The organism is Stenotrophomonas africana, from assembly GCF_013004645.1.
GTDB classification, from domain to species: domain Bacteria; phylum Pseudomonadota; class Gammaproteobacteria; order Xanthomonadales; family Xanthomonadaceae; genus Stenotrophomonas; species Stenotrophomonas africana.
The window spans coordinates 283998-306641 of record NZ_JABEME010000001.1; the positions used below are offsets into that span (position 1 = coordinate 283998).

21 protein-coding genes are annotated in these 22644 nt (G+C 67.3%); all 21 read left to right on the forward strand.

Going from position 1 to position 22644, the window contains the following annotated elements:
* Positions 1-59: 59 nt before the first annotated feature.
* On the forward strand, positions 60-590 hold the full coding sequence (locus HLA98_RS01585; RefSeq protein ID WP_049447776.1) for a Csu type fimbrial protein: 531 nt from the start codon (positions 60-62) through the stop codon (positions 588-590).
* A complete protein-coding gene (locus tag HLA98_RS01590) occupies positions 590-1339 on the forward strand; it encodes a fimbrial biogenesis chaperone (RefSeq protein WP_057501986.1) in 750 nt (249 codons plus the stop codon). The genes HLA98_RS01585 and HLA98_RS01590 overlap by 1 nt, the downstream gene beginning before the upstream one ends.
* A 7-nt stretch (positions 1340-1346) precedes the next feature.
* Positions 1347-3725, forward strand: coding sequence for a fimbria/pilus outer membrane usher protein (locus HLA98_RS01595; protein WP_057501985.1), 2379 nt, complete (start codon positions 1347-1349; stop codon positions 3723-3725).
* A complete protein-coding gene (locus HLA98_RS01600; RefSeq protein WP_057501984.1) occupies positions 3722-4756 on the forward strand; it encodes a Csu type fimbrial protein in 1035 nt (344 codons plus the stop codon). The genes HLA98_RS01595 and HLA98_RS01600 overlap by 4 nt, the downstream gene beginning before the upstream one ends.
* Before the next feature lie 225 nt (positions 4757-4981).
* Positions 4982-5200, forward strand: a complete 219-nt coding sequence (locus HLA98_RS01605) for a hypothetical protein (RefSeq protein ID WP_057501983.1) — start codon at positions 4982-4984, stop codon at positions 5198-5200.
* Positions 5200-5898 (forward strand): fimbrial biogenesis chaperone, encoded by a 699-nt coding sequence (locus HLA98_RS01610; protein WP_057501982.1) that lies wholly within the window; start codon positions 5200-5202, stop codon positions 5896-5898. The genes HLA98_RS01605 and HLA98_RS01610 overlap by 1 nt, the downstream gene beginning before the upstream one ends.
* Before the next feature lie 219 nt (positions 5899-6117).
* Positions 6118-6924 carry a 30S ribosomal protein S2 gene (gene rpsB / locus HLA98_RS01615; protein ID WP_005408748.1) on the forward strand — a complete coding sequence of 269 codons (807 nt, stop codon included), beginning with the start codon at positions 6118-6120 and terminating at the stop codon, positions 6922-6924.
* Positions 6925-7050: 126 nt separating this feature from the next.
* Positions 7051-7926 carry a translation elongation factor Ts gene (tsf, locus tag HLA98_RS01620; RefSeq protein ID WP_049436477.1) on the forward strand — a complete coding sequence of 292 codons (876 nt, stop codon included), beginning with the start codon at positions 7051-7053 and terminating at the stop codon, positions 7924-7926.
* Between the two features lie 258 nt (positions 7927-8184).
* Positions 8185-9723 carry a GGDEF domain-containing protein gene (locus tag HLA98_RS01625; RefSeq protein ID WP_057501981.1) on the forward strand — a complete coding sequence of 513 codons (1539 nt, stop codon included), beginning with the start codon at positions 8185-8187 and terminating at the stop codon, positions 9721-9723.
* A 121-nt stretch (positions 9724-9844) separates the two neighbouring features.
* Positions 9845-10573 carry a UMP kinase gene (pyrH, locus tag HLA98_RS01630; RefSeq protein ID WP_010486325.1) on the forward strand — a complete coding sequence of 243 codons (729 nt, stop codon included), beginning with the start codon at positions 9845-9847 and terminating at the stop codon, positions 10571-10573.
* 96 nt (positions 10574-10669) lie between these two features.
* Positions 10670-11224: a ribosome recycling factor gene (gene frr / locus HLA98_RS01635; protein ID WP_032127942.1), complete on the forward strand. Its 555-nt coding sequence runs from the start codon at positions 10670-10672 to the stop codon at positions 11222-11224.
* A 5-nt stretch (positions 11225-11229) separates the two neighbouring features.
* Entirely contained in the window at positions 11230-11997 is a 768-nt protein-coding gene (uppS, locus tag HLA98_RS01640; protein WP_049445328.1) for a polyprenyl diphosphate synthase, read from the forward strand.
* The gene (locus tag HLA98_RS01645) at positions 11994-12830 is read left to right on the forward strand and encodes a phosphatidate cytidylyltransferase (RefSeq protein ID WP_049445331.1); all 837 of its coding nucleotides are present in this window, start codon (positions 11994-11996) and stop codon (positions 12828-12830) included. Before uppS ends, HLA98_RS01645 begins: the two co-directional genes overlap by 4 nt.
* 2 nt (positions 12831-12832) lie before the next feature.
* Positions 12833-14023, forward strand: a complete 1191-nt coding sequence (locus tag HLA98_RS01650; protein WP_049445334.1) for a 1-deoxy-D-xylulose-5-phosphate reductoisomerase — start codon at positions 12833-12835, stop codon at positions 14021-14023.
* 55 nt (positions 14024-14078) lie between these two features.
* Positions 14079-15437 carry an RIP metalloprotease RseP gene (rseP, locus tag HLA98_RS01655; RefSeq protein ID WP_057501980.1) on the forward strand — a complete coding sequence of 453 codons (1359 nt, stop codon included), beginning with the start codon at positions 14079-14081 and terminating at the stop codon, positions 15435-15437.
* 74 nt (positions 15438-15511) lie between these two features.
* Entirely contained in the window at positions 15512-17875 is a 2364-nt protein-coding gene (bamA, locus tag HLA98_RS01660; RefSeq protein ID WP_049445340.1) for an outer membrane protein assembly factor BamA, read from the forward strand.
* Between the two features lie 384 nt (positions 17876-18259).
* Positions 18260-19282, forward strand: coding sequence for a UDP-3-O-(3-hydroxymyristoyl)glucosamine N-acyltransferase (lpxD, locus tag HLA98_RS01665; protein WP_057499591.1), 1023 nt, complete (start codon positions 18260-18262; stop codon positions 19280-19282).
* On the forward strand, positions 19279-19737 hold the full coding sequence (fabZ, locus tag HLA98_RS01670; RefSeq protein WP_049445343.1) for a 3-hydroxyacyl-ACP dehydratase FabZ: 459 nt from the start codon (positions 19279-19281) through the stop codon (positions 19735-19737). The genes lpxD and fabZ overlap by 4 nt, the downstream gene beginning before the upstream one ends.
* 16 nt (positions 19738-19753) lie before the next feature.
* Positions 19754-20545, forward strand: coding sequence for an acyl-ACP--UDP-N-acetylglucosamine O-acyltransferase (gene lpxA / locus HLA98_RS01675; protein WP_057499592.1), 792 nt, complete (start codon positions 19754-19756; stop codon positions 20543-20545).
* A 53-nt stretch (positions 20546-20598) separates the two neighbouring features.
* Positions 20599-21801, forward strand: a complete 1203-nt coding sequence (gene lpxB / locus HLA98_RS01680) for a lipid-A-disaccharide synthase (protein WP_129550654.1) — start codon at positions 20599-20601, stop codon at positions 21799-21801.
* Positions 21798-22460: a ribonuclease HII gene (gene rnhB, locus HLA98_RS01685; protein WP_057499594.1), complete on the forward strand. Its 663-nt coding sequence runs from the start codon at positions 21798-21800 to the stop codon at positions 22458-22460. Before lpxB ends, rnhB begins: the two co-directional genes overlap by 4 nt.
* Positions 22461-22644: the final 184 nt, after the last annotated feature.

The window sequence follows — 22644 nt, forward strand, 5'->3', positions numbered from 1 at the left end:
GGCGCCGAGCGTGCCGTCTTCGCCTTGTTCAACGGACCTTCGGGTCAGGGAGGTTGTCCATGCGATTCCCGCTTCGTTCCCCGCTTGCCTGGACCTTGGCCGGGATCCTCCTGTCCAGCCCGGCCCTGGCCGCAGACACCACCACCTTCAACGTCACCCTGGTGGTCACCAAGGCCTGCACCATCACCGCGGCAGCGGCCACGAACGTCGATTTCGGCACGGCGGCCTCGACCACCGCCACGCCAACCCTCGGCCAGGGCACGGTGACCGCGCAGTGCTCGGCACTGACCCCGTACACGATTGCGCTGAATGCGGGCGCCAATGCCGGTACCGCCAATGACGTCACCACCCGGCGGATGAAGAACACCAATGCTGCGGTGACTGCCAACAACTATGTCGGCTACCAGCTCTACCAGGATGCCGCCCATACCCTGGTCTGGGGCGCCACAACGGGCACCAACACCCAGGCGGGCATCGGCACCGGCCTGGCCGTGCCGTACATCGTCTACGGCCAGATCCTGAACCTGAGTACCAACAACCCGGCCACCGGCAACTACCTGGATACGGTCACCGCCACGATCACTTATTGATGGAGCACGCCCGCATGGCCGGACCCCGCCCGTGGCGCGCCACCGGCGTGGCGCTGCTCGCCCTGTGCCTGCTGGCGACCGCTACGGCAGGTGCCACCAGCCTGCAGGTCGCCCCCACCAGCCTGCAGCTGGAAGCCCGCCAGCGTGCCGGCGAGCTGTGGCTGACCAACAGCGGCACCTCGCCGGTGAAGCTGCAGGTACGGGTCTTCCGCTGGGTGCAGCAGGGCGGCCAGGAGCAGCTGCTGCCCACCGACGAACTGATGGCCTCCCCGCCGATGCAGGAGCTGGCGGCCGGCCAGCAGCAGCTGGTGCGGGTGATGCGTCCGACCCGCGAGCCACCGGACGCGCAACAGCATTACCGCCTGATCGTGGACGAGGTGCCGGACCTGGCCACCCGTGCCGAAGGCATGCAGTTCGTCCTGCGCTACTCGATACCGGTGTTCGTACAACCCGCGTCCGTCAAACTCGCCCCGCAGCTGCAGGCGCGCCTGGTGACGCTGGATGATGGCCGCAACGGCGTCGAGGTGGCTAATTCGGGCAACAGCTATGCACAGATTGCCGATCTCGCACTCGGCAGCGCCACGCGTCCGCGCATCGTGCATCCGGGCCTGCTGGGCTACGTGCTGCCCGGGCAGGTGATGCGCTGGCCGATCGAGCGCACGGCGATCGACCGCGACAACGACCAGATCACGGCCAAGCTCAATGGCGAGTCGGAACAGACGCCACTGTCGCCCCCATCGGCTCGCTGAGGCGTTGATGGGCGCGCTGCTTGCTGCCCTGGCTCCTGCGGCGACCGAAGCCGCCGATGTGTCCGGCGCAACGGCCACCGGGGCCGCCGACGTATCCGGCATCTCCGCCGATGCGATCCTGCCGCCCCCCACCCCGCTGGCCGCCAGCCAGACGCTGTACCTGGACGTGTCGCTCAACAGCACCCCACGCGGGCTGCTTCCCTTCATCGAGAACCGCGGCCGCCTGCAGGCCAGCCCCGAGGTCCTGCGCCAGCTCGGCTTCAACGCCAGTGGCGATGCACCGGTCTACCTGGACCAGATCAGCGGCGCGGTGGTGCGCTACGACGCGCACCTGCAGACCCTGGCGCTGGACGTGCCACTGGACCAGCTGACCCTGCCGACCACCGTGCTCAGCAGCCCGCAGACGCGCGCACCCGCCGGCAGCGCCACGCCCGGCGTGCTGCTCAACTACGACCTCTACGGCAGCCGGGTGGACACGCTCGGCAACCTCAGCCTGGGCTCGGAGCTGCGCCTGTTCGGCATCGGCGACGGCACCTTCGAGAACACCGCGATCAGCCGTCGCTACCAGCAACCCGGCGACCGTCGCTGGCGCGGCGAAAGCGTGCGACTGGATACGCGCTGGCGCCTGGATTTCCCCGACAAGGCGATGACCCTGGAGGTGGGCGATTTCTACAGCGGCTTCGTCGACTGGACCCGCCCGGTGCGTCTGGGCGGCCTGCAGATCGGCCGCAACTACGGGCTGCAGCCCTATCGCGTCCTGACCCCCACGCCCAGCTTCCTCGGCCAGGCGGTGGTGCCGTCCACGGTCGAGCTGTACGTCGATGGCCTGCGCCAGTACAGCGGCCAGGTGCCGGTCGGGCCGTTCCAGCTGGCCGCGCAGCCCGGCATCAGCGGCACCGGCAGCGCCCAGGTGGTGGTCACCGATGCGTTCGGCCGCATGCAGACGCTGGACTTCAGCTTCTACGGCACCCAGCAGCTGCTGGCCAAGGGGCTGTCGGACTGGTCGGTCGGCGTCGGCCACCTGCGCGAGGACTTCGGCGAGCGCTCCTTCGCCTACGACGACCGTACCGTGGCCAACGCCAGCTGGCGCGGTGGCATCAGCGATACCTTCACCGGCGAAGCCCATGCCGAAGGCGGCGGCGGCCTGGCCCAGGCCGGGATCGGCGGCTGGTGGCTGCTGGGCGGTGCCGGCGTGTTCAACGCGGCCTATGCACACAGCAATTACCACGGCCTGCAGGGCGGGCAGTGGGCACTGGGCTACAGCTGGAACAACCGCCGTCTCAACTTCAACCTGCGCAGCGTGCGCAGCCACGGCGACTACCGCGACCTCGGCGCGCTGCAGGGCAACCTGCCGCCAAGCATCAGCGAACAGGCCACGGTCGGGCTGGATCTGCTGCGGCTGGGCACGCTCAGCGCCAGCTACCTGCGCCTGCGCTATCCGGATGGCGACGACAACCGCTACGCCAGCCTGTTCTGGTCGCGCAGCTGGAGCCAGCGCTGGTCGGCCTACCTGTCGGTGAACCAGAACCTGGACCAGAGCAACGACCGCAGCATCTATCTGTCACTGACCGCCAGCCTGGGCAACAACCGCCAGGCCAGCCTGTCCAGCCAGCGCAACGGCGACAGCCAGAGCTGGGTGGCCGACGTCACCCAGCCGGTGCCCGGTGACGGCAGCGCTGGCGGCGTCGGCTGGCGTGCACAGGTACGCCATGGCGAGGACGGCAATGGTGGCCTGGCCGAGGTCGGCATTCTCAATGACATCGGCCGCTACTCGTTCGGCGCCTCGCGCCAGGGCGGGCTCAACTATGCCTACGGCAGCGCCAGTGGCAGCCTGGTCTGGATGGGCGGGCACGCGTTCGCCACCCGCGAGGTCTCGGACGCGTTCGCGGTGATCAGCACCAACGGCGTCGGCGGCGTGCCGGTGCGGCTGGAGAACCGCCTGATCGGCGTCACCGATGATCGCGGCCTGCTGCTGGTCAGTCCGCTGCTGTCCTGGCAGCGCAACCGGGTCTCGATCGACACGCTGGATCTGCCCGAGGACATGCGTGCCGATCGCATCGAGGACTGGGTGACGCCGCGCCAGCGTGCCGGCACGCGATTGACGTTCCAGCTGCGCTCGCGTCCGTCGTTGAGCCTGACGCTGCAGGACATGGACGGAAAACCACTGGAAGTCGGCAGCGAGGTGCAGCTGCCCGATGGCCGCCAGGCCACTGTCGGCTATGACGGCCTGCTGTACCTGGAGGACGTCGCTGCCGGCGGCGTGCTGTACATCACCACCAGTCGTGGCCAGTGCCGGGTGAAGGTGCCCGACCTGCCGAAGGTTGTGGCAGCCGGCGCGCGACCGAAGCCGGCACCGCTGGCGTGCATCCCGGAGGTAGCGCCATGAGGACGTTGCTGCTCGGCCTGCTGCTGGTCGCAGGCCTTCTGGCGGCAGCACCGGCCCGCGCCGTCGCGGTGTGCGCCGCCATCGCGGATCCGACGCTGCCGTTCGGCAACGTCAACAGCAATGCCCCCGGTGCGACCACCGGCACGCTCAACATCTCGGTGACCTGCACCACTGCCGCGCTGAGCGTGCTGGCCACTACCGGCGTGCGGGTCTGCGTGGGCATCGGCGCCGGCAGCGGCGGCGGCAGCAGCTCCAGCTGGCGGACGATGAAGACCAGCACCAGCGACAGCATGAACTTCCAGCTCTACAACACCTCCAACTTCAGCCAGGTGACGGGGTTGACCCCGCGCGGCTCGCCGCCGGCGCAGGAGTTGACCTTGACCTACAACGTGCCCGTGACCGGTGGCAGCGGCACGCAGACCACGCAGCTGTCCGCGCAGATCCCCGCCAATCAGATCCTGGCGTCAGGCGCCTACAGCAGCGCCTTCAACGGCGCCAACGTGGTGCTGACCTGGGCCTGGAACGAGGTCCTGCTCGGCAATGCCACGGTGCCCGCCAACTGCAACGGCGGCGCCACCGGCACCAACAGCATCAGCAACGCCTTCAGCTTCACCGCCACCGCCAACGTGCTGCCGCAGTGCGGCAGCTACGTCACCACCAACATGGACTTCGGCAACGTCACCGGCGGCATTCCCGCCAACATCGACCGGACCGCCACCTTGACCCTGACCTGCCTGAAGAACACGGCCTACCAGGTCAGCCTCAACAACGGCCAGAACAACCCCTCCGCCACCAGCACGCGGCGCATGGCCACCACCATCGGCGGCAGCACCTACTACCTCACCTACGAGCTGTACCGCAATGCCGCGCGCAGCCTGCGCTGGGGCAATACCCTCAACGTCGATACCGTTGGCGGCACCGGAAGTGGCAGCGCGCAGCAGCTGACCATCTATGGCCGGGTGCCGCCGGTCACCGGCCAGCCCCCGGCCGGCACCTACAACGATCTGGTGCAGGTGACCATCACCTATTGACCGGCGTGCCGACCAACGGCCGGCACCCACCAGGCGCCTCCTGGCAGGTGGATGCTGGCCGTCTCCTGGTGGACCCACGCCATGGGTGGATGCTGGCATCACTCCTGCGCCAGGCGCAGTCGACTGACAGTCGACTCTACAGATTCGGCCGATCCAGCCGATACCGCGCAACGGGTCCTACAGCACGGTGGATGGCAGGTGGTTCGCGCATTTCTGATCGGGGCGATGCTGGTCGCCAGTACGCCCGCGTGGGCCGATCCCAGCAGCAATGCCCTGCAGATCCGGCTGATTGTGGTCGAGGGCTGCAGCGGTGATGCCGGCAGCAACCACTGCCCCGCACCCCACCAGCGCAGCGACACACCGCAACTTCCGCCCCAGGTCCGCGAGCTCGCGCCTCCCGCTGACAACGAAGACACGACGTCCGCCGTGACCGTCATCTACTGATGCGTGCACTTCTGACCCTGCTGGCGATGCTGCTGGCGTTGCCTGCCGCGGCATTGGACCTGTTGCCGACCACACTGCAGCTGCCCGCCGAAGGGGGGCATGGCGAGCTGTGGCTGTACAACCCCGGCCCCGGCCACTGGCAGGGAGAAGTACGGATCCTGGCCTGGGAACAGCAGGCCGACGCGGAGACGCTGCGGCCCAGCGACCAGATCCTGGCCAGCCCCACCCGGCTCGACATCCCGCCCGGCATCCGACAGCGCATCTGGTTGCTGCCGCGCCAGCCTGCCCCCGTTGCCACCGAACGGGCTTACCGGGTCGTGCTCGCCCCCGGCGCCCCCGGCCTGGCGCGCTACTCGCTGCCACTGTTCCGGGGGAATTCCGGGCCACTGGCACAGCCACGACTGCATGCCGGAATCGAGCCCCATCCGTCGCATCCATCGTTGCGATTGAGCAACACCGGTACCCTGCACGCCCGCCTGAACGATCTCGCCTACATCACCAGCGACGGCCAGCGCACCCTGCTGCTGCCGGGTCTGGCCGGGTATCTGCTGGCCGGCCATGAGCGCCGCTGGGCCCTGCCCGCCCGCGCCGATGGCTACGCCGACGGCCATTTCCAGGCCCGGCTGCAGGACGGCCGCGTGGTCGATTTGACCGCACCGGACCCGGACATTGCAGCGAGCGCTCCCAGCGGGCTATAATCGACCGGATCCCTGCTGCCTGCGTGCGCGGGAAGCCGTCCACACCGGACGTCACCGGTGAATCCACACCTGCTGCCCCCATCCGTGCCGGGGTGCTCCGCAAGGAGTTCGGCCACGGAGGCAACAGGGAAGCCCAACCCCGGAACCGATCGCGCTTCCACGCGTCCCGCATACCTATCCCGCGGGCGGAATCGCTGGTTCCATATCAGGAGTATTGCAATGCCCCAGGTCACCATGCGTCAGATGCTGGAAGCCGGCGTCCACTTCGGCCACCAGACCCGCTACTGGAACCCGAAGATGGCTCCGTACATCTTCGGCGCCCGCGGCAAGATCCACATCATCAACCTGGAAAAGACCGTCCCGCTGTTCAACGACGCGATGAACTTCATCTCGTCGGTTGCCCAGAAGCGCGGCACCGTCCTGTTCCTGGGCACCAAGCGCAGCGCCCGCGAAACCATCAAGGAAGAAGCCGAGCGTTGCGGCATGCCGTTCATGAACCAGCGTTGGCTGGGCGGCACCCTGACCAACTTCCGTACCGTCAAGCAGTCGGTTGCCCGCCTGAAGGAACTGGAAGCCGGTGAAACCGACGGCACCTTCGAGAAGCTGGTCAAGCACGAAGTGCTGGGCCTGCGTCGCGAGCGCGACAAGCTGGAAGCCTCGCTGGGCGGCATCAAGGACATGAACCGTCTGCCTGACGCCATCTTCGTGATCGACATCGGCCACGAAGACATCGCGATCAAGGAAGCCAAGAAGCTGGGCATCCCGGTCATCGCCGTGGTCGACACCAACTACAACCCGGAACTGGTGGACTACGCCATCCCGGGCAACGACGACGCCATCCGCGCTGTGCAGCTGTACGCCCGCGCCGCTGCCGACGCCGTGCTGGAAGGCAAGGCTGCTGCTCCGCACGCTGCTTCGGTGCGTGAGGAAGAGTTCGCTGAAGCCGCTGCTGAAGGCGAAGAGAAGCCGGCCCGCCGCGCTCCGGCCAAGAAGGCTGCCAAGAAGGGCGACGACGCCCAGGCCTGATCCAGGCCCCGGGGTGGACGCCCGGCGTCTACCCTCCCTGCACGCAGCCTTTGGCGCGTGACAGGACCGTGTCACACGGGCCGGCCACCATGCCGGCCCAACCCCTTTCTTTCGTGAGGTAATCCCGTGGAAATCACTGCTTCCCTGGTCAAGGAACTGCGCGAGCGCACCGGCGCCGGCATGATGGAATGCAAGAAGGCGCTTACCGAAGCCAACGGCGACATCGACGCTGCTGCTGAAGCCATGCGCAAGTCCGGCGCTGCCAAGGCCGACAAGAAGGCTGACCGCGTGGCCGCCGAAGGCCGTCTGGGCCTGGCCCAGGATGGCGGCAAGGCCGTGCTGGTCGAAGTCAACTCGGAAACCGACTTCGTCGCCAACGATGACAATTTCAAGTCCTTCGTCAATGCCGTTGCCGCTGCCGCCCTGGCATCGGGCGCCACCGACGTCGAAGCCGTGAAGGCTGCCAAGCTGGCCGATGGCCGCACCGTTGAAGAAGCCCGCGCCACCGCCGTGCAGACCCTGGGTGAGAACATCCAGATCCGTCGCATGGTGAAGGTTGATGGCAACAACACCGTCGGCGCCTACGTCCACACCAACGGCAAGGTTGGCGTGCTGGTCGACCTGGTCGGCGGCGACGTCGAGCTGGCCCGTGGTCTGGCCATGCACGTGGCTGCCCTGAAGCCGCCGCACAACAAGGCTTCGGACGTTCCGGCCGACTTCGTCGAGAAGGAAAAGGAAATCGAGCTGGCCAAGATGTCCGAAAAGGACAAGGCCAAGCCGGCCGAGATCCTGGAAAAGATCATCAGCGGCAAGATCAACAAGATCGTCAGCGACGTGACCCTGTACGGCCAGACCTACGTGCTGGGCGATACCACCGTCGAGCAGGTGGTCAAGGCCGCAGGCGCCGACGTGGCTGGCTTCAAGCTGCTGATCGTCGGCGAAGGCATCGAGAAGGTGGTGGAAGACTACGCCGCCGAAGTTGCCAAGGCGATGCAGGTCTGATTCCAGCCTTCCGGCTGTGAAGCGACCAGAAGGAGCCGCGGGAAACCGCGGCTCTTTTTTTATGCATGGCCCAAGGGATGAACCCATGCCCGACCGTCGGGTACGCACCGTTGGTGCGCACACCGGCACCTTTGCGTTGTGCGCGATTCAAGCCGATACTCAGGCGCAGGGAATCCACAGTCACATAGCAGGAACGAAAATCGCGGACTGTGATGCATTCCTAGGTATTCTTGTCCCAATGGAATTGAACGACCCGACATGCCTCCCGAGCTGACAGCTGCCCTGGCGCTCTGCCGCAACCTGCCTTCGCCACCCGGTATTGCCCTGCGCATCATCGAACTGGCACAGGACCCGGAAGCGGACATCGCCACCGCCGCCGACATCATCGCCATCGACATGGCGCTGAGCGCTCGCATGCTGCGCATCGCCAATTCACCGCTGTACGCCAGCCGTCGCCGCATCGAGAACCTCGGCCAGGCGCTGACCATGCTGGGCCTGAATGCCACGATCAGCCTTGCTCTGGGCTTCACCGTCACCCAGGGCCTGACCGGCGGTGTCGGTGCCGACCACGACCTGCGCCAGCGCGCGTGGAAACGCAGCATCCTCAGCGCCCTGGCCGCCAGCCAGCTGGGCCAGGCCCGCGGCCTGCGCCGGCTGGAGGAACTGATGCTGGCCGGGCTGCTGCAGGACCTCGGCGTGCTGTGCCTGGCCCAGGCCGAGTCGGAGCGCTACCTGCCGCTGCTGCGCGAAGCCCGCGACAACACGGATCTGGTCGCCCGCGAGCGCGAGGAACTGGGCTGCAGCCATGCCGATGTCGGCGCCTGGGTGGCCGAGCAGTGGGGCCTGCCGCGCTATCTGGTGGAAAGCATCAGCCACAGCGAGGACGAGGACGCTGCCGAGTCGCCGTTCCAGGCCTGCGTGCAGCTGTCCGGCGCGGTCGCCGACATCTGGCTGGACGACGACGCCGATGCCGCCCGCGAGCGCGCCCTGCACCAGGTGCACGACCGCCTGGAACTGGACAGCGCCCGATTCGACCAGGTGCTGACCCGCATCAGCGAGGCCCTGCCGGACATCGCCAGCCTGTTCGAGGCCGGCCTGAACTCGCCATTGCGGGTGCGCGAACTGATCGACCACGCGCAGGAGCTGGCCACCCTGCGCAACCTGCGCGAGCTGCAGGATGCCGACCAGGCGCGCCGCCGCGCCGACGAATTCGAGGCGCGGGCCAAGCGCCTGGCCGACCAGGCCCACCGCGACGCTCTGACCGGCGTGCTCAACCGCCGCCAGCTGGAGGCGGTGCTGGAGCAGGAGTTCCTGCGCGCCGGGCGCCAGGGCTGGCCGCTGTCGGTGGCCTTCATCGACCTGGACGACTTCAAGAAGATCAACGATGCCCACGGCCATCTGACCGGCGACGAAGTGCTGCGCGCTTTTGCCGGCAAGCTGCAGGGCCAGCTGCGCAACAGCGACACTGTGGCCCGCTTCGGTGGCGAGGAGTTCGTCGCACTACTGCCCAACACCAGCGAATCGGTGGCGCTGGACGTGATCCGCCGGGTATTGGCCAACATCGTCGCCACGCCGATGGCCGAGCTGGAGGGCGGCCCGCTGTTCGTCACCTTCTCCGCCGGCGTAGCCACCCAGGGCGGCTACGAGCGCTTCGCCGACGTGCAGGACCTGCTGCGTGCGGCCGACGATGTGCTGTACCGCTCGAAGAACCTGGGCCGCAACCGGGTGATCGCCCGCTCCCCCGGCGCCCTGGGCCACGACGAGCTTTCGGCCACCGCCAGCGCCGAGCTGGGCTGAACCGGAAGCCCAGCATGACCGGGGCGAACGCCAGGATTTTGCGCCGCAGTGCACAAAACACTTTGGCCCGACGCCGCATGCGCGTAGAATCGCCCGCGATTTCCACGCACCCGAGGTCCCCATGTCCAAGCTCGCCTATCGCCGCATCCTTCTGAAACTGTCCGGGGAGGCGCTGATGGGAGATGAGGACTACGGCATCGACCCGAAGATCATCAACCGCCTGGCCCGTGAGGTCATCGAAGCCCAGCAGGCAGGCGCCGAAGTCGCGCTGGTGATCGGCGGCGGCAACATCTTCCGCGGCGCCGGCCTGGCCGCGGGCGGCATGGACCGGGTCACCGGCGACCAGATGGGCATGCTGGCCACGGTCATCAACGCCCTGGCCATGCAGGATGCCCTGGAAAAGCTGGGCGCCAAGGCCCGCGTGATGAGCGCGATCAAGATCAACGACGTGTGCGAGGACTACATCCGCCGCCGCGCCATCCGCCACCTGGAAAAGGGCCGCCTGGTGATCTTCGCCGCCGGCGTCGGCAGCCCGTTCTTCACCACCGACTCCGGTGCTGCCCTGCGCGCGATCGAGATCGGCGCCGACCTGCTGCTGAAAGCCACCAAGGTTGACGGCGTGTACGACAAGGACCCGAACAAGCACAGCGACGCGGTCCGCTTCGACAGCCTGAGCTACGACGAAGTGATCCGCCGTGGCCTGGAGGTGATGGATACCGCCGCCTTCGCACTGGCCCGCGACAGCGATCTGCCGATGCGCGTGTTCGACATGGGCCAGCCGGGCGAGCTGCTGAAGATCCTCAGCGGCGAGAACATCGGCACCCTGGTCCAGGGCCGCGACCCGGCCTGAGCCTGAGTGCCAGGCGAGCTCCGGGCCGATTCAGGCCCGGCAGCGTCCCGTATTCGCCTATAATCGCCCGATTCCAGTTACACCCAGGACCGGGCGATGCTCAACGACATCAAGAACAACGCGCAGACGCGCATGGCCAAGAGCATCGACGCTCTGAAGCACACCCTCACCTCGATCCGCACCGGCCGCGCCACCCCGGCCCTGCTGGACCGCGTCACGGTCAGCGCCTATGGCAACGCCAGCACCCCGCTGAACCAGGTCGCCTCGATCTCCAACGCCGACGCCCACTCGCTGCTGGTCACGCCGTTCGACAAGAGCATGATCAAGGAGATCGAAAAGGGTCTCTACAACGCCGAGTTCACTCCGAACACCCTGGGCACCGCGATCCGCATCAACATGCCGCCGCCGACCGAAGAGCGCCGCAAGGAGCTGGCCAAGCAGGTGCAGAAGGAAGGCGAAGGCGCCAAGATCGCGATCCGCAACATCCGTCAGGACGCGAACAAGGAAATCGCCAAGCTGGTCAAGGACAAGGCGATCAGCGAAGACGAGAAGAAGCGCGGTGAAGACGACATCCAGAAGTTGACCGACACCAACATCAAGGACGTCGACAAGGTCGTTGCCGACAAGGAAAAAGAACTGCTGTCGGTCTGAAGTCGATGCCTTCAGTCCCGCCTCCGTTGCCGGCCGCCCTGCCCCGCCACATTGCCATCATCATGGATGGCAATGGGCGCTGGGCACAGCAGCGCCGTCGTCCGCGCGTGATCGGCCACCGGGCCGGCGCGCGTGCGGTCAACCGCACCATCGAGCGCTGCCTTGAACTGGGCATTCCGGCACTGACCCTGTTCGCGTTCTCCAGCGAAAACTGGGGCCGGCCGCAGGAAGAAGTCGATGCGTTGATGAAGCTGTTCCTCGGCGCGCTCGACCGCGAAGTGGACGAGTTGCATCGGCGTGGCGTGCGCGTGCGCTTCATCGGCGAACGCGAGCGCTTCGGCGCCGGTCTGGTCAGCCGCATGCAGCTGGCCGAACAGCGCACCGCCGACAACACCACCCTGACCCTGTCGATTGCCGCCAGCTACGGTGGCCGCCAGGACATCGCCCGCGCCGCGCGCGCCCTGGCAGCTGAAGTCGCTGCCGGCCGCCTGCTGCCCGAACAGATCGACGAATCACTGCTGGGCCGCCAGGTTGCCCTGGCTGACCTGCCGCCACCGGACCTGTTCATCCGCACCGGTGGCGATACCCGCATCAGCAACTTCCTGCTGTGGCAGCTGGCGTACACCGAGCTGTGGTTCACCGAGGCCCTGTGGCCGGACTTCGATGCCGCGCTGCTGCAGCAGGCACTGGACGCCTATGGCGGCCGCGAACGTCGTTTCGGTCTGACCAGCGCCCAGATCGCCGCACTGGCCACCGAGACCTCCAGCCCATGACCAAGATCCGAGTCCTCGCCGCGCTGATCATGGCGCCGGTCGCCATTGCCGCGATCCTGCTGTTGCCGACGCAATGGCTGGCCGCCGCCGCCGCCGCCGTGCTGCTGATCGGCCTGTGGGAGTGGCTGAAGCTGGCCGGCATCGAAGACACGCTGGCGCGCACCGTGCTGCTGGTGCTGAACCTGCTGCTGATGGTGCTGCTGGTGTGGGCCGATGGCAGCACGCTGGTGCTGTTCCAGATCACCACGTTGGCCGGTGTTGCCTGGTGGTTGGCGGCGCTGGTCTGGCTGCGTTTCTTCAACTTCGGCGCGCAACCGTCGGCCCCCTCGCGCATCGTGAAGATGCTGGCCGGCACCCTGGCCATCGTTCCGGCCTGGGCCGCGCTGGTGCTGATCCACGCCGGCGGCGATCCGCCGGGCAAGCAGGGCCACCTGTGGCTGCTGGCGGCGCTGGCACTGGTCTGGGCGGCCGATTCGGGCGCCTATTTCGCCGGTCGTCACTTCGGCAAGCACAAGCTCGCCCCGCGCATCAGCCCCAACAAGACCTGGGAAGGCCTGTTCGGCGGCCTGCTGGCCGGTGTCGCCGTGGCCCTTGGCCTGGGCTGGCTGGCGGGCATCGATGCGGGCCACCTGCCGGGCCTGCTGATCACCTCGGTGGTGGCGGTATTTGCCTCGGTCCTGGGTGATCTGTTCGAAAGCCTGATCAAGCGTCACGCCGGTGCCAAGGACTCGGGTCACCTGATTCCAGGCCATGGCGGCGTGCTCGACCGTGTCGACGGTGTCCTGGCCGCAGTGCCGGTGTTCGCACTCGGCAAGGAAATCTTCGGGTTCTGACCATGAATGCTGTCGCAGACCTGCGCCGGGTCGCCGTATTCGGCGCCACCGGTTCAATCGGTGCCTCCACGCTGGACGTGATCGCCCGCCACCCGCAGCGCTATCAGGCCACGGTGCTCGCCGCCGGCCGCCAGGTGCAGGCGCTGCTGGCACTGTGCCGCCAGCACAGGCCGGCGCACGCGGTGATCGCCGACGAAACGCTGTTCGGCGAACTGCGTGACGGCCTGCGCGATGCCGGCCTGGCGACCGAGGCCCATGCCGGCCATGCCGCGCTGGACCAGCTGGCCGCCAGCGATGCCTGTGACACCGTCGTCGCCGCCATCGTCGGCGCCGCCGGGCTGTCTTCGACCCTGGCGGCCGCGGCCGCCGGCAAGCGCATCCTGCTGGCCAACAAGGAATCGCTGGTGCTGGCCGGCGAGCTGCTGACCCGCACTGCCGAAGGTGCCGGCGCCGAAATCATCCCGATCGACAGCGAACACAGCGCGATCTTCCAGTGCCTGCGCTCGCGCGACGCCAGCATTGACGGCGCTGGTGTGCGCCGGATCCTGCTGACCGCCTCGGGTGGCCCGTTCCGCGGCCGCAGCCGGGCCGAGCTGGCCCAGGTGACACCGGCGCAGGCCGTGGCCCATCCGAAATGGTCGATGGGCCCGAAGATCTCGGTTGATTCGGCGACGTTGATGAACAAGGGCCTCGAAGTGATCGAGGCTCATCACCTGTTTGCGGTGCCGGGCGAGCGCATCGAGGTGCTGGTGCACCCGCAGAGCCTGGTGCATTCACTGGTCGAGTTCGTTGACGGTTCCACCCTGGCGCAGATGGGCCTTCCGGACATGCGCACCACCCTGGCGGTCGGCCTCGGTTGGCCGCAGCGCATCGAATCGGGCGTGGCCGGGCTGGATCTGCTGGCCCAGGGCCGGCTGGATTTCGAGGCGCCCGACACCGACGCCTTCCCCTGCCTGGCCCTGGCCTGGCAGGCGATGCAGGCCGGTGGCACCGCGCCGGCGGTGCTGAACGCTGCCAATGAAGAGGCCGTTTCAGCGTTTCTTCAGGGCCGGATCGGTTTCCTGACGATCCCGGAGCTGGTTGCTAACGCTCTTTCAACACTGCCGACGCAAGCAGCCGATACACTGGAGGTCCTGTTGTCCGCCGACCAGCGGGCCCGCCAGCTGACCCTGAACGCCATCGCCGCCGCCTGAACGACCGCCTCGCCCAGCATGACGACGCCGCCCCCGCCCGCCACTGTGAGCCTGCATGACTGACTTCATCGGATCGGTCTGGTGGATGATTGTCAGCCTCGGGCTGCTGGTCACGTTCCACGAATTCGGTCACTACTGGGTCGGTCGCCTGTGCGGGGTCAAGATCCTGCGCTTCTCGGTTGGCTTCGGCCGCCCGCTGTGGTCGCGCCGGGACCGGCACGGCACCGAGTTCGCGATCGCCGCCATCCCGCTGGGTGGCTACGTGAAATTCCTCGACGAGCGCGAGGTCGAAGTCCATCCGCACGAGCGCGGCCAGGCCTTCAACCACAAGACCGTCTGGCAGCGCATCGCCATCGTCGCCGCCGGACCGATCGCCAATCTGCTGCTGTGCATCCTGCTGCTGTGGGCGATGTTCGTGATCGGCAAGCAGGACTATTCGCCGACCATCGGCCGTGCCGATGGCATCGCCGCCAGCGCCGGCCTGGCCAGTGGCGACCGCGTACTGCGCGTGGATGAGCGCCAAGTGGCCACCCTCGGTGAAGCCAGCATGGCGCTGACCGCTGCCGCGATGGACCGCCGCGATGTGAAGCTGGAGGTGCTCGACCGCGCCGACCAGGTACGGGTGCGCACCCTGCCGCTGTCGCAGCTGCCGGCCGGCTTCGATGAACGTCGCGTGCCGATCCTGGCGGGTCTGTACTGGCAGTCGTGGCTGCAGCCGGCGCTGGTCGACTCGCTGACCCCGGATTCGGTCGTCAGCGGGCAACTGCAGCCGGGCGACCTGATCGTGGCCATCGATGGCCAGCGCATCGACAGCGTCGACCAGGTGATCGGCGAGATCCAGGCCCTCGGCCGTGCCGGTGGACCGGGGATGATCGAGGTCCTGCGCGGCGGTGAACGCCTGGCGCTGGAAGTGACCCCCCGTCAGGGCAAGGATGGCAAGGGCAACCCGGTCTGGCAGATCGGCGTCGGATTCCCCACCAGCTACAGCCCCGCCTACGACACCCTGCTGCGCTACGGGCCGCTCGATGCGGTGACCGTGGCCGTACGCGAAACCGGCCGCCTGGCCGCAGATTCGCTGGGCATGATGGGCCGCATCGTCACCGGCAAGGCCTCGCTGCAGAACGTTTCCGGGCCGGTCACCATCGCCCGCGTGGCCAATGTTTCGGCCAAGCGAGGCCTCGATTGGTTCCTGCAGTTCCTTGCCCTGCTGTCACTCAGCCTGTGCATCATCAACCTGTTGCCGATCCCGATCTTGGACGGCGGCCACCTGCTGTATTACCTTATCGAGTTGGTCAAGGGCAGCCCGCTGAGCGAGCGTGCCATCGCCGCCGGCCAATACATCGGCCTGGCGTTGCTGGCCGGGCTGATGGGGTTGGCGTTCTACAACGACATCCTCGGCCTGGTCCCGCGATGAACTTTTCCACGTTGTTGCCGTCTACAGCGTCGGCATCCCGCACCAATGAAATCGACCTTCCTACCGGACGTGACATGACGCGACTCCCCAATCGCCGCCTGCTGGCCCTCGCCCTCGCCGCCGTCACCGGCGCTCCCGCCCTGGCCCAGGCAGCCGAGCCCTTCACTGTCAGCGACATCCGCGTGGATGGCCTGCAGCGCATCAGCTCGGGCACGGTGTTCACCTACCTGCCGGTGGAACGTGGCGAGACCATCACCGACAACAAGGTCGGCGAGACCATCCGCGCCCTGTACAAGACCGGCTTCTTCGAAGACGTGCAGCTGGACCGCCAGGGCAGCATCCTGGTGGTGACCGTCAAGGAACGCCCGGCAATCAACAAGCTGACCGTCACCGGCAACAAGGACATCAAGTCCGAGCAGCTGCTCAAGGGCCTGTCCGACATCGGCCTGACCGAAGGCGGCACCTTCGACCGCCTGAGCCTGGACCGCGTGACGCAGGAGCTTCGCCGCCAGTACAACGACCGCGGCAAGTACACCGTCGAGATCACCCCGACCGTGAGCCCGCTGGACCGCAACCGCGTGGACATCGCGATCGCGATCAAGGAAGGCAAGGCGGCCAAGATCCGCCACGTCAACCTGGTCGGCACCGAGAAGTTCGAGAGCAAGGACATCCTGGAGACCTGGGAGTCCAAGGAGCACAACTGGGCGTCGTGGTACCGCCGTGACGACCAGTACTCCAAGGAAAAGCTGTCCGGCGACCTGGAAAAGCTCAACTCCTGGTACCTGGACCGCGGCTATGTCGACTTCAGCATCGATTCCACCCAGGTCTCGATCAGCCCCGACAAGCGCGACATGTTCCTCACCGCCGGCGTGACCGAGGGTGCGCAGTACAAGATCTCCGAGATCAAGGTCAGCGGCGACACCATCCTCCCGCAGGAGGACGTCGAGCGCATGGTGATCCAGAAGCCGGGCGACACGTTCTCGCGTGCGCTGCTGGAGTTCAGCTCGGACACCATCACCAATTCGCTGTCCAACATCGGCTACGCGTTCGCCAAGGTGAACCCGATCCCGACCACCAACCGCCCCGACCAGACCGTGGCGATCAACATGCAGGTCGTCCCCGGCCCGCGCGTGTCGGTGCGTCGCATTCTGTTCCGTGGCAACACGCGCACCTCCGACGAAGTGATGCGTCGCGAAATGCGCCAGTTCGAGAACAGCTGGTACTCGCAGGCCGCGATCGACCGTTCCAAGATCCGCCTGCAGCGCCTGGGCTACTTCGAGTCCGTTGACGTCGAGACTCCGGCCGTCAGCGGCAGCAACGACCAGGTCGACGTCGTCTACAACGTCAAGGAAACCACCTCCGGCAGCTTCGTGTTCGGCCTGGGCTATTCGCAGTCCTATGGCATGACCACGTCGGTACAGCTGTCGCAGAACAACTTCCTCGGCGGCGGCAACCGCGTGTCGGTCGAAGCCTCGCGCAGCAGCTACCTGCAGCGCTATGGTTTCAGCTACACCAACCCGTACTTCACCGATGACGGCGTGTCGCTGGGCTACAACCTGTCCTGGCGCGAACTGGACTACTCCGACTTCAACACCGCGCAGTACAACAGCACCAATGGTTCGGCGCAGGTGGTGTTCGGCGTACCGATCACCGAGACCGATACTGTCTCGCTGATGTTCGGCATCGACAGCAATCAGATCACCACCTACCCGGGCTCCACCCCGCAGTCGATCATCGACTACATCAACGTGCTGGGCAGCAAGACCTTCCACGCGTGGCGCACGGAGCTGGGCTGGGCACGCGACTCGCGCAACGACTACTTCATGCCGACCCGCGGTACCTACCAGCGCGTTGGCCTGGAGACGACGCTGCCGGGCTCGACCATCGAGTACTACAAGCTGAATTACCAGATCAGCAAGTACTGGCCGATCATGCCGTCGCTGGTCATCAACACCCGCGCTGAAGTCGGTTACGGCGACAGCTACGGCAAGGACAAGACCGCGATGGTGCCGGACAAGGACGGCAACCTGCGTCCGGTCACCGCATCGGGCCTGCCGTTCTACGAGAACTTCTATGCGGGTGGTACCAATTCGGTGCGCGGTTTCGAGGACAACACCCTCGGCCCGCGTGAAGTCACCAACGGCTATCCGGAAGGCCAGCCGCTGGGTGGTTCGCTGAAGACCGTCGGTTCGGTCGAAGCCTACTTCCCGCGCCTGTTCGACAGCCCGTCGGCACGCGTGTCGGCCTTCGTCGACTTCGGCAACGTGTACAACGGCACCAAGAACTTCAAGGCCAACGAACTGCGCGTGTCTACCGGTGTGGCCCTGCTGTGGCGCGCCCCGGTCGGCCCGATCTCGATCAGCTACGCCTTCCCGCTCAAGAAGGAAGACGATGACAAGGTCGAACGTCTGCAATTCACGTTCGGTGGCCAGTTCTGAGGAACGTCGTTCCCCAGAACTGATCCACCTCCGGTGAATTGCCCGCGCATTTCACCTATCCCCCGCGCCGCTGGCGCGCCCCCCTTAACAAAGGGGGGCTCTCCACCAGACGGGGCGCGAAGCGCCGGGCTCTGCCCGGCGTTTTCGTTGTTGCAGATGACACTGCATGGCACGGGCTTTTGGTCGCGCTCGCGGGAAATTGTCCAGAGGCGGCGGGTGGCCCTGGACAGGACCGTTGGCGCCATGGATGGCGCCATCGAGCACCATGGAGGGGCTTTTGCGTGTCCTGGCCAGGGCCACCCGCCGCCTCCCGCCCGTATCAGGCAGGCGCCAAGCCCTGCCCCCCCGCATGACCGCAATGGCGTCACACGTTAAACTCCCGCCGTGAATACTCCCACCTACACCGCCCAGCAACTCGCCGAGCAGTTCGGCCTGCAGGTCCATGGCGACCCCGCCACCGCCATCCATGGCGTGGCCACCCTCGCCCATGCCGGTCCTGGCCAGCTGACCTTCCTCGCCAATCCACGCTACCGCGCCCAGCTGGCCGACAGCCAGGCCTCGCTGGTGGTCCTGCGTGCCGACGACGCCGAGGCCGCCCCCGGCGCCGCGCTCGTGGCCAAGGACCCCTACACCACCTTCGCCAAGATCGCCGCGCTGTTCGACATCGCGCCGACGCGGCCGCCGGGCGTCCACCCCAGCGCCGTCATCGATCCCAGCGCCCAGGTTGCCGCCAGCGCGCATATCGGCCCGTTCGTCTCCGTCGGCGCACGCAGCGTGGTCGGCGAGAACTGCATCATCGGCACCGGCAGCGTGATCGGCGAAGACTGCAGCCTGGACAACGGCTGCGAGCTGATCGCGCGGGTCACCCTGGTCACCCGGGTCAAGCTCGGCAAGCGCGTCCGCGTGCACCCCGGCGCCGTGCTCGGCGCCGATGGCTTCGGCCTGGCGATGGACGCGGGCAAGTGGATCAAGGTGCCGCAGCTCGGCGGCGTCCGCATCGGCGACGACTGTGAGATCGGCGCGAACACCTGTGTCGACCGCGGCGCGCTGGAAGACACCGTGCTGGACGAGGACGTGCGCCTGGACAACCTGGTGCAGATCGCGCACAACGTGCAGATCGGCGCGCACTCGGCCATCGCCGGCTGCACCGGCATCGCCGGCAGCGCCAAGATCGGCCGCTACTGCCTGCTCGGCGGCCACGTCGGCGTGGTCGGCCACCTTGAGATCTGCGACAAGGTCGTGATCACCGGCAAGTCGGTGGTCCGCAACTCCATCCATGAGCCGGGCGAGTACTCGTCCGGCACCCCGTTGACCGACAACCGCACGTGGCGCAAGAACGCCGCGCGCTTCAAGCAGCTGGACGCATTGGCTCGCCGCGTCCTGGCCGCTGGCAAGGAGAAAGAATGAACGACACGCTGCAGCTTCCTATCGACGTCTGCGAGATCCAGGAACTGCTCCCGCACCGTTACCCGTTCCTGCTGGTGGACCGGGTGCTTGAACTCGACATCGAGGCCAAGCGCATCCTGGCGCAGAAGAACGTCAGCATCAACGAGCCGTTCTTCCAGGGCCACTTCCCCGGCCGCCCGATCATGCCCGGCGTGCTGATCATCGAAGCGCTGGCCCAGGCCGGTGGCGTGATGACCCAGCTCACGCTTGGCCGCGATGCGCAGTCCAAGCTGTTCTACATGGTCAAGGTGGAAAACGCCCGCTTCAACAAGCAGGTCGTGCCCGGCGACGTGCTGATGCTCGATGTGCAGATGAAGCGTCTGATCCGCAACATGGGCTGGTACTACGGCGAAGCCAAGGTCAACGGTGAAGTCGTTGCCTCGGCCGAAGTCATGTGCGCCGGCGCCAAGGGCTGATCCACTGGAGGCAGGAATGACTGACAACGCACCGCGGATCCACCCGACCGCCGTCATCGACCCGGCCGCGCGCCTGGCCGATGACGTGCAGGTGGGCGCCTTCACCCTGATCGGGGCCGATGTGGAAATCGGTGCCGGCACGGTGGTCGGCCCCCACTGCAGCATCCACGGCCCGACCCGGATCGGCCGCGACAACCGCTTCATCGGCCATGCCGCGATCGGTGGCGAACCGCAGGACAAGAAGTTCGGCGGCGAGCGCACCGAACTGGTGATCGGCGACCGCAACGTGTTCCGCGAGTTCGTCACGCTGAACCGCGGCACCGGCGGCGGCGGCGGCATCACCACCATCGGCAACGACAACTGGATGCTGGCCTACACACATGTGGCGCACGACTGCCACGTCGGCAACTTCTGTGTGTTCTCCAACAACACCACGCTGGCCGGCCACGTGACCGTAGGCGACTACGTGATCATCAGCGGCTTCGCCGGCGCCCACCAGTTCTGTCGCATCGGTGCCCACGCCTTCCTCGGCATGGGTGCGCTGACCAATGGCGACGTGCCGCCCTTCACCATGGTCGGCACCGATTCGCTGGGCCGCCCGCGCGGCATCAACAGCGAAGGCCTGAAGCGCCGCGGCTTCGATGCCGAGCGCATCTCCGCCATCAAGCGTGCCTATCGGACGCTGTACGTGGCGGGCCTGCCGCTGGCCGAAGCCAAGGTGCAGCTGACCGAACAGGCGCGTGACAGCGATGACGTGAAGGCGATGCTGGACTTCATCGAGCACGCCGAGAGGCCCTTGCTGCGATGAGCAGCATGACCGGCCAGGCGCCGGCCGGCGCCGCCGTGATTCCGCTGGCCTCGATGGCCGGCAGCGTCCCCGCGCAGCGGGTGCTCAGCGAGCGTCCGTTGCGCATAGCGCTGGTGGCCGGCGAAGCCTCCGGCGATCTGCTCGGTGCGGGCCTGGTACGCGAACTGAAAGCGCGCTTTCCGAATGCCGAGTTCGCCGGCATCGGTGGCGATGCCATGCGCAGCGCTGGCTGCCAGACCTGGCACGATGCCAGCGAGCTGGCGGTGATGGGCCTGACCGAAGTACTGCGCCACCTGCCGCGCCTGCTCAAGCTGCGCTCGGCGTTCCGGCAGCGTGCGCTGGACTGGCAGCCGGATGTGTTCATCGGCATCGACGCGCCCGACTTCAACCTGGGCATCGAGCGTTGGCTGAAGCAGCGCGGCGTACGCACCGTGCATTACGTCAGCCCCTCGGTCTGGGCCTGGCGCGAGAAGCGCGCCGAGAAGATCGGCAGCAGCGCCGACCTGGTGCTGTGCCTGTTCCCGATGGAACCACCGATCTATGCCAAGCACGGCATCGACGCGCGCTTCGTCGGCCATCCGATGGCCGATGACATCCCGCTGCAGGGCAACCGCGAGGAAGCGCGCGCCGCGCTCGGTCTACCGACCTCGGCCAAGGTGCTGGCGGTGTTGCCCGGCAGCCGCCTGGGCGAAATCTCGCGCCTCGGTGAACCGTTCTTCGAGGCGGCCTGGCAGGTCTCCGAACGCATCCCGGGCCTGCACGTGGTGGTGCCTGCCGCCAACCCCGCCTGCAAGCGCCTGATCGAAGAGCAGCTGTCGCGCTCTGCACTGCCGGTTGCGTACTCGCATGTGCTCGACGGCCAGGCACGCAACGCGATGATCGCCGCCGACGTGGTAGTGCTGGCGTCCGGTACCGCGACGCTGGAGGCAATGCTGGTGAAGCGACCGATGGTGGTCGGCTACCGTGTCAACGAGCTGACCTACCGTCTGGTCAAGGCATTCGGCCTGATCAAGGTCGACCGCTTCGCCCTGCCCAACATCCTGGCCGGCCAGGACCTGGCTCCGGAACTGATGCAGCACGAATGCACGCCGGACAAGCTGGCCACCGCCATCCAGCAGTGGTTCGACCACCCACAACGGGTAACCGACCTGCAGGACACCTACGCGCGCCTGCATGAGCGCCTGCGTCGCAACGCCTCGGCCCGCGCCGCCGATGCCGTCGGCGAGCTGCTGATGCGCAACCAGGCCCAGGCATGAGCCGCCGCCACGCCGCAGCGGCCAGCCTTGCCCTGTTCGACGGCGCAGCCGTGGTCGAACCGGAACGCCTGGTCGCCGGCGTCGACGAAGCCGGCCGGGGTCCGCTGGCCGGGCCGGTGGCGGTGGCCGCCGTGGTGTTCGATCCATCCCGGCCGCGCATCAATGGCCTGGACGATTCCAAGCAGCTCACCGCGGCCCGCCGCGAGCAGCTGCACGACCGCATCATCGAACGGGCCCTGGCCTGGCACGTGGTGCTGGTGGACGTGGACACCATCGACCGCCTGAACATCTACCAGGCCACCCTGCAGGGCATGCGCGATGTCGTTGCGGCGGTGGCCCACGTGGCTGGCTTCGCCCGCATCGATGGCAACGTGGTGCCCAAGGGCCTGGTACTGCCGGCGCAGGCGCTGGTCGGCGGCGATGGCATCGATCGCGCGATCATGGCCGCCTCGATCCTGGCCAAGGTCTCGCGCGACCGTTACATGCAGGACGTGCATGCCCGCCACCCGCAGTACGGTTTCGAACAGCACAAGGGCTATGGCACCCCGGCCCACCTGGCCGCCCTGCGCGAGCACGGCCCCTGCATGGAGCACCGGCGCAGCTTCGCCCCGGTACGCGAGTGCCTGGAAGTGCCACAGGTTGTGGCGGCCATCGCCTGAGCCTGCTGGAGTTGTAGAGCCGAGCCCATGCTCGGCTGTCCACAGCAGCCGAGCATGGGCTCGGCGCTACAGAAGGCGGCCTCCCGCACGCCTGAATCCGGCGCCACGCCGTGCCCCTGTCAAGCCTTGTCGCAACCCCCTGCCCTCGCTACCCTGACCGGGCACTCCAGCGCTTCCCGACCCC

What these genes read in the sequence shown, in the direction of transcription:
- HLA98_RS01605 (WP_057501983.1), top strand. Translation starts at nt 4,982, where the DNA reads ATGCTGGTCGCCAGTACGCCCGCGTGGGCCGATCCCAGCAGCAATGCC.
- HLA98_RS01590 (WP_057501986.1), top strand. Translation starts at nt 590, where the DNA reads ATGGAGCACGCCCGCATGGCCGGACCCCGCCCGTGGCGCGCCACCGGC.
- HLA98_RS01625 (WP_057501981.1), top strand. Translation starts at nt 8,185, where the DNA reads ATGCCTCCCGAGCTGACAGCTGCCCTGGCGCTCTGCCGCAACCTGCCT.
- HLA98_RS01600 (WP_057501984.1), top strand. Translation starts at nt 3,722, where the DNA reads ATGAGGACGTTGCTGCTCGGCCTGCTGCTGGTCGCAGGCCTTCTGGCG.
- fabZ (WP_049445343.1), top strand. Translation starts at nt 19,279, where the DNA reads ATGAACGACACGCTGCAGCTTCCTATCGACGTCTGCGAGATCCAGGAA.
- rseP (WP_057501980.1), top strand. Translation starts at nt 14,079, where the DNA reads ATGACTGACTTCATCGGATCGGTCTGGTGGATGATTGTCAGCCTCGGG.
- HLA98_RS01610 (WP_057501982.1), top strand. Translation starts at nt 5,200, where the DNA reads ATGCGTGCACTTCTGACCCTGCTGGCGATGCTGCTGGCGTTGCCTGCC.
- HLA98_RS01645 (WP_049445331.1), top strand. Translation starts at nt 11,994, where the DNA reads ATGACCAAGATCCGAGTCCTCGCCGCGCTGATCATGGCGCCGGTCGCC.
- pyrH (WP_010486325.1), top strand. Translation starts at nt 9,845, where the DNA reads ATGTCCAAGCTCGCCTATCGCCGCATCCTTCTGAAACTGTCCGGGGAG.
- HLA98_RS01585 (WP_049447776.1), top strand. Translation starts at nt 60, where the DNA reads ATGCGATTCCCGCTTCGTTCCCCGCTTGCCTGGACCTTGGCCGGGATC.
- rpsB (WP_005408748.1), top strand. Translation starts at nt 6,118, where the DNA reads ATGCCCCAGGTCACCATGCGTCAGATGCTGGAAGCCGGCGTCCACTTC.
- bamA (WP_049445340.1), top strand. Translation starts at nt 15,512, where the DNA reads ATGACGCGACTCCCCAATCGCCGCCTGCTGGCCCTCGCCCTCGCCGCC.
- lpxA (WP_057499592.1), top strand. Translation starts at nt 19,754, where the DNA reads ATGACTGACAACGCACCGCGGATCCACCCGACCGCCGTCATCGACCCG.
- rnhB (WP_057499594.1), top strand. Translation starts at nt 21,798, where the DNA reads ATGAGCCGCCGCCACGCCGCAGCGGCCAGCCTTGCCCTGTTCGACGGC.
- HLA98_RS01595 (WP_057501985.1), top strand. Translation starts at nt 1,347, where the DNA reads ATGGGCGCGCTGCTTGCTGCCCTGGCTCCTGCGGCGACCGAAGCCGCC.
- lpxB (WP_129550654.1), top strand. Translation starts at nt 20,599, where the DNA reads ATGGCCGGCAGCGTCCCCGCGCAGCGGGTGCTCAGCGAGCGTCCGTTG.
- frr (WP_032127942.1), top strand. Translation starts at nt 10,670, where the DNA reads ATGCTCAACGACATCAAGAACAACGCGCAGACGCGCATGGCCAAGAGC.
- HLA98_RS01650 (WP_049445334.1), top strand. Translation starts at nt 12,833, where the DNA reads ATGAATGCTGTCGCAGACCTGCGCCGGGTCGCCGTATTCGGCGCCACC.
- uppS (WP_049445328.1), top strand. Translation starts at nt 11,230, where the DNA reads ATGCCTTCAGTCCCGCCTCCGTTGCCGGCCGCCCTGCCCCGCCACATT.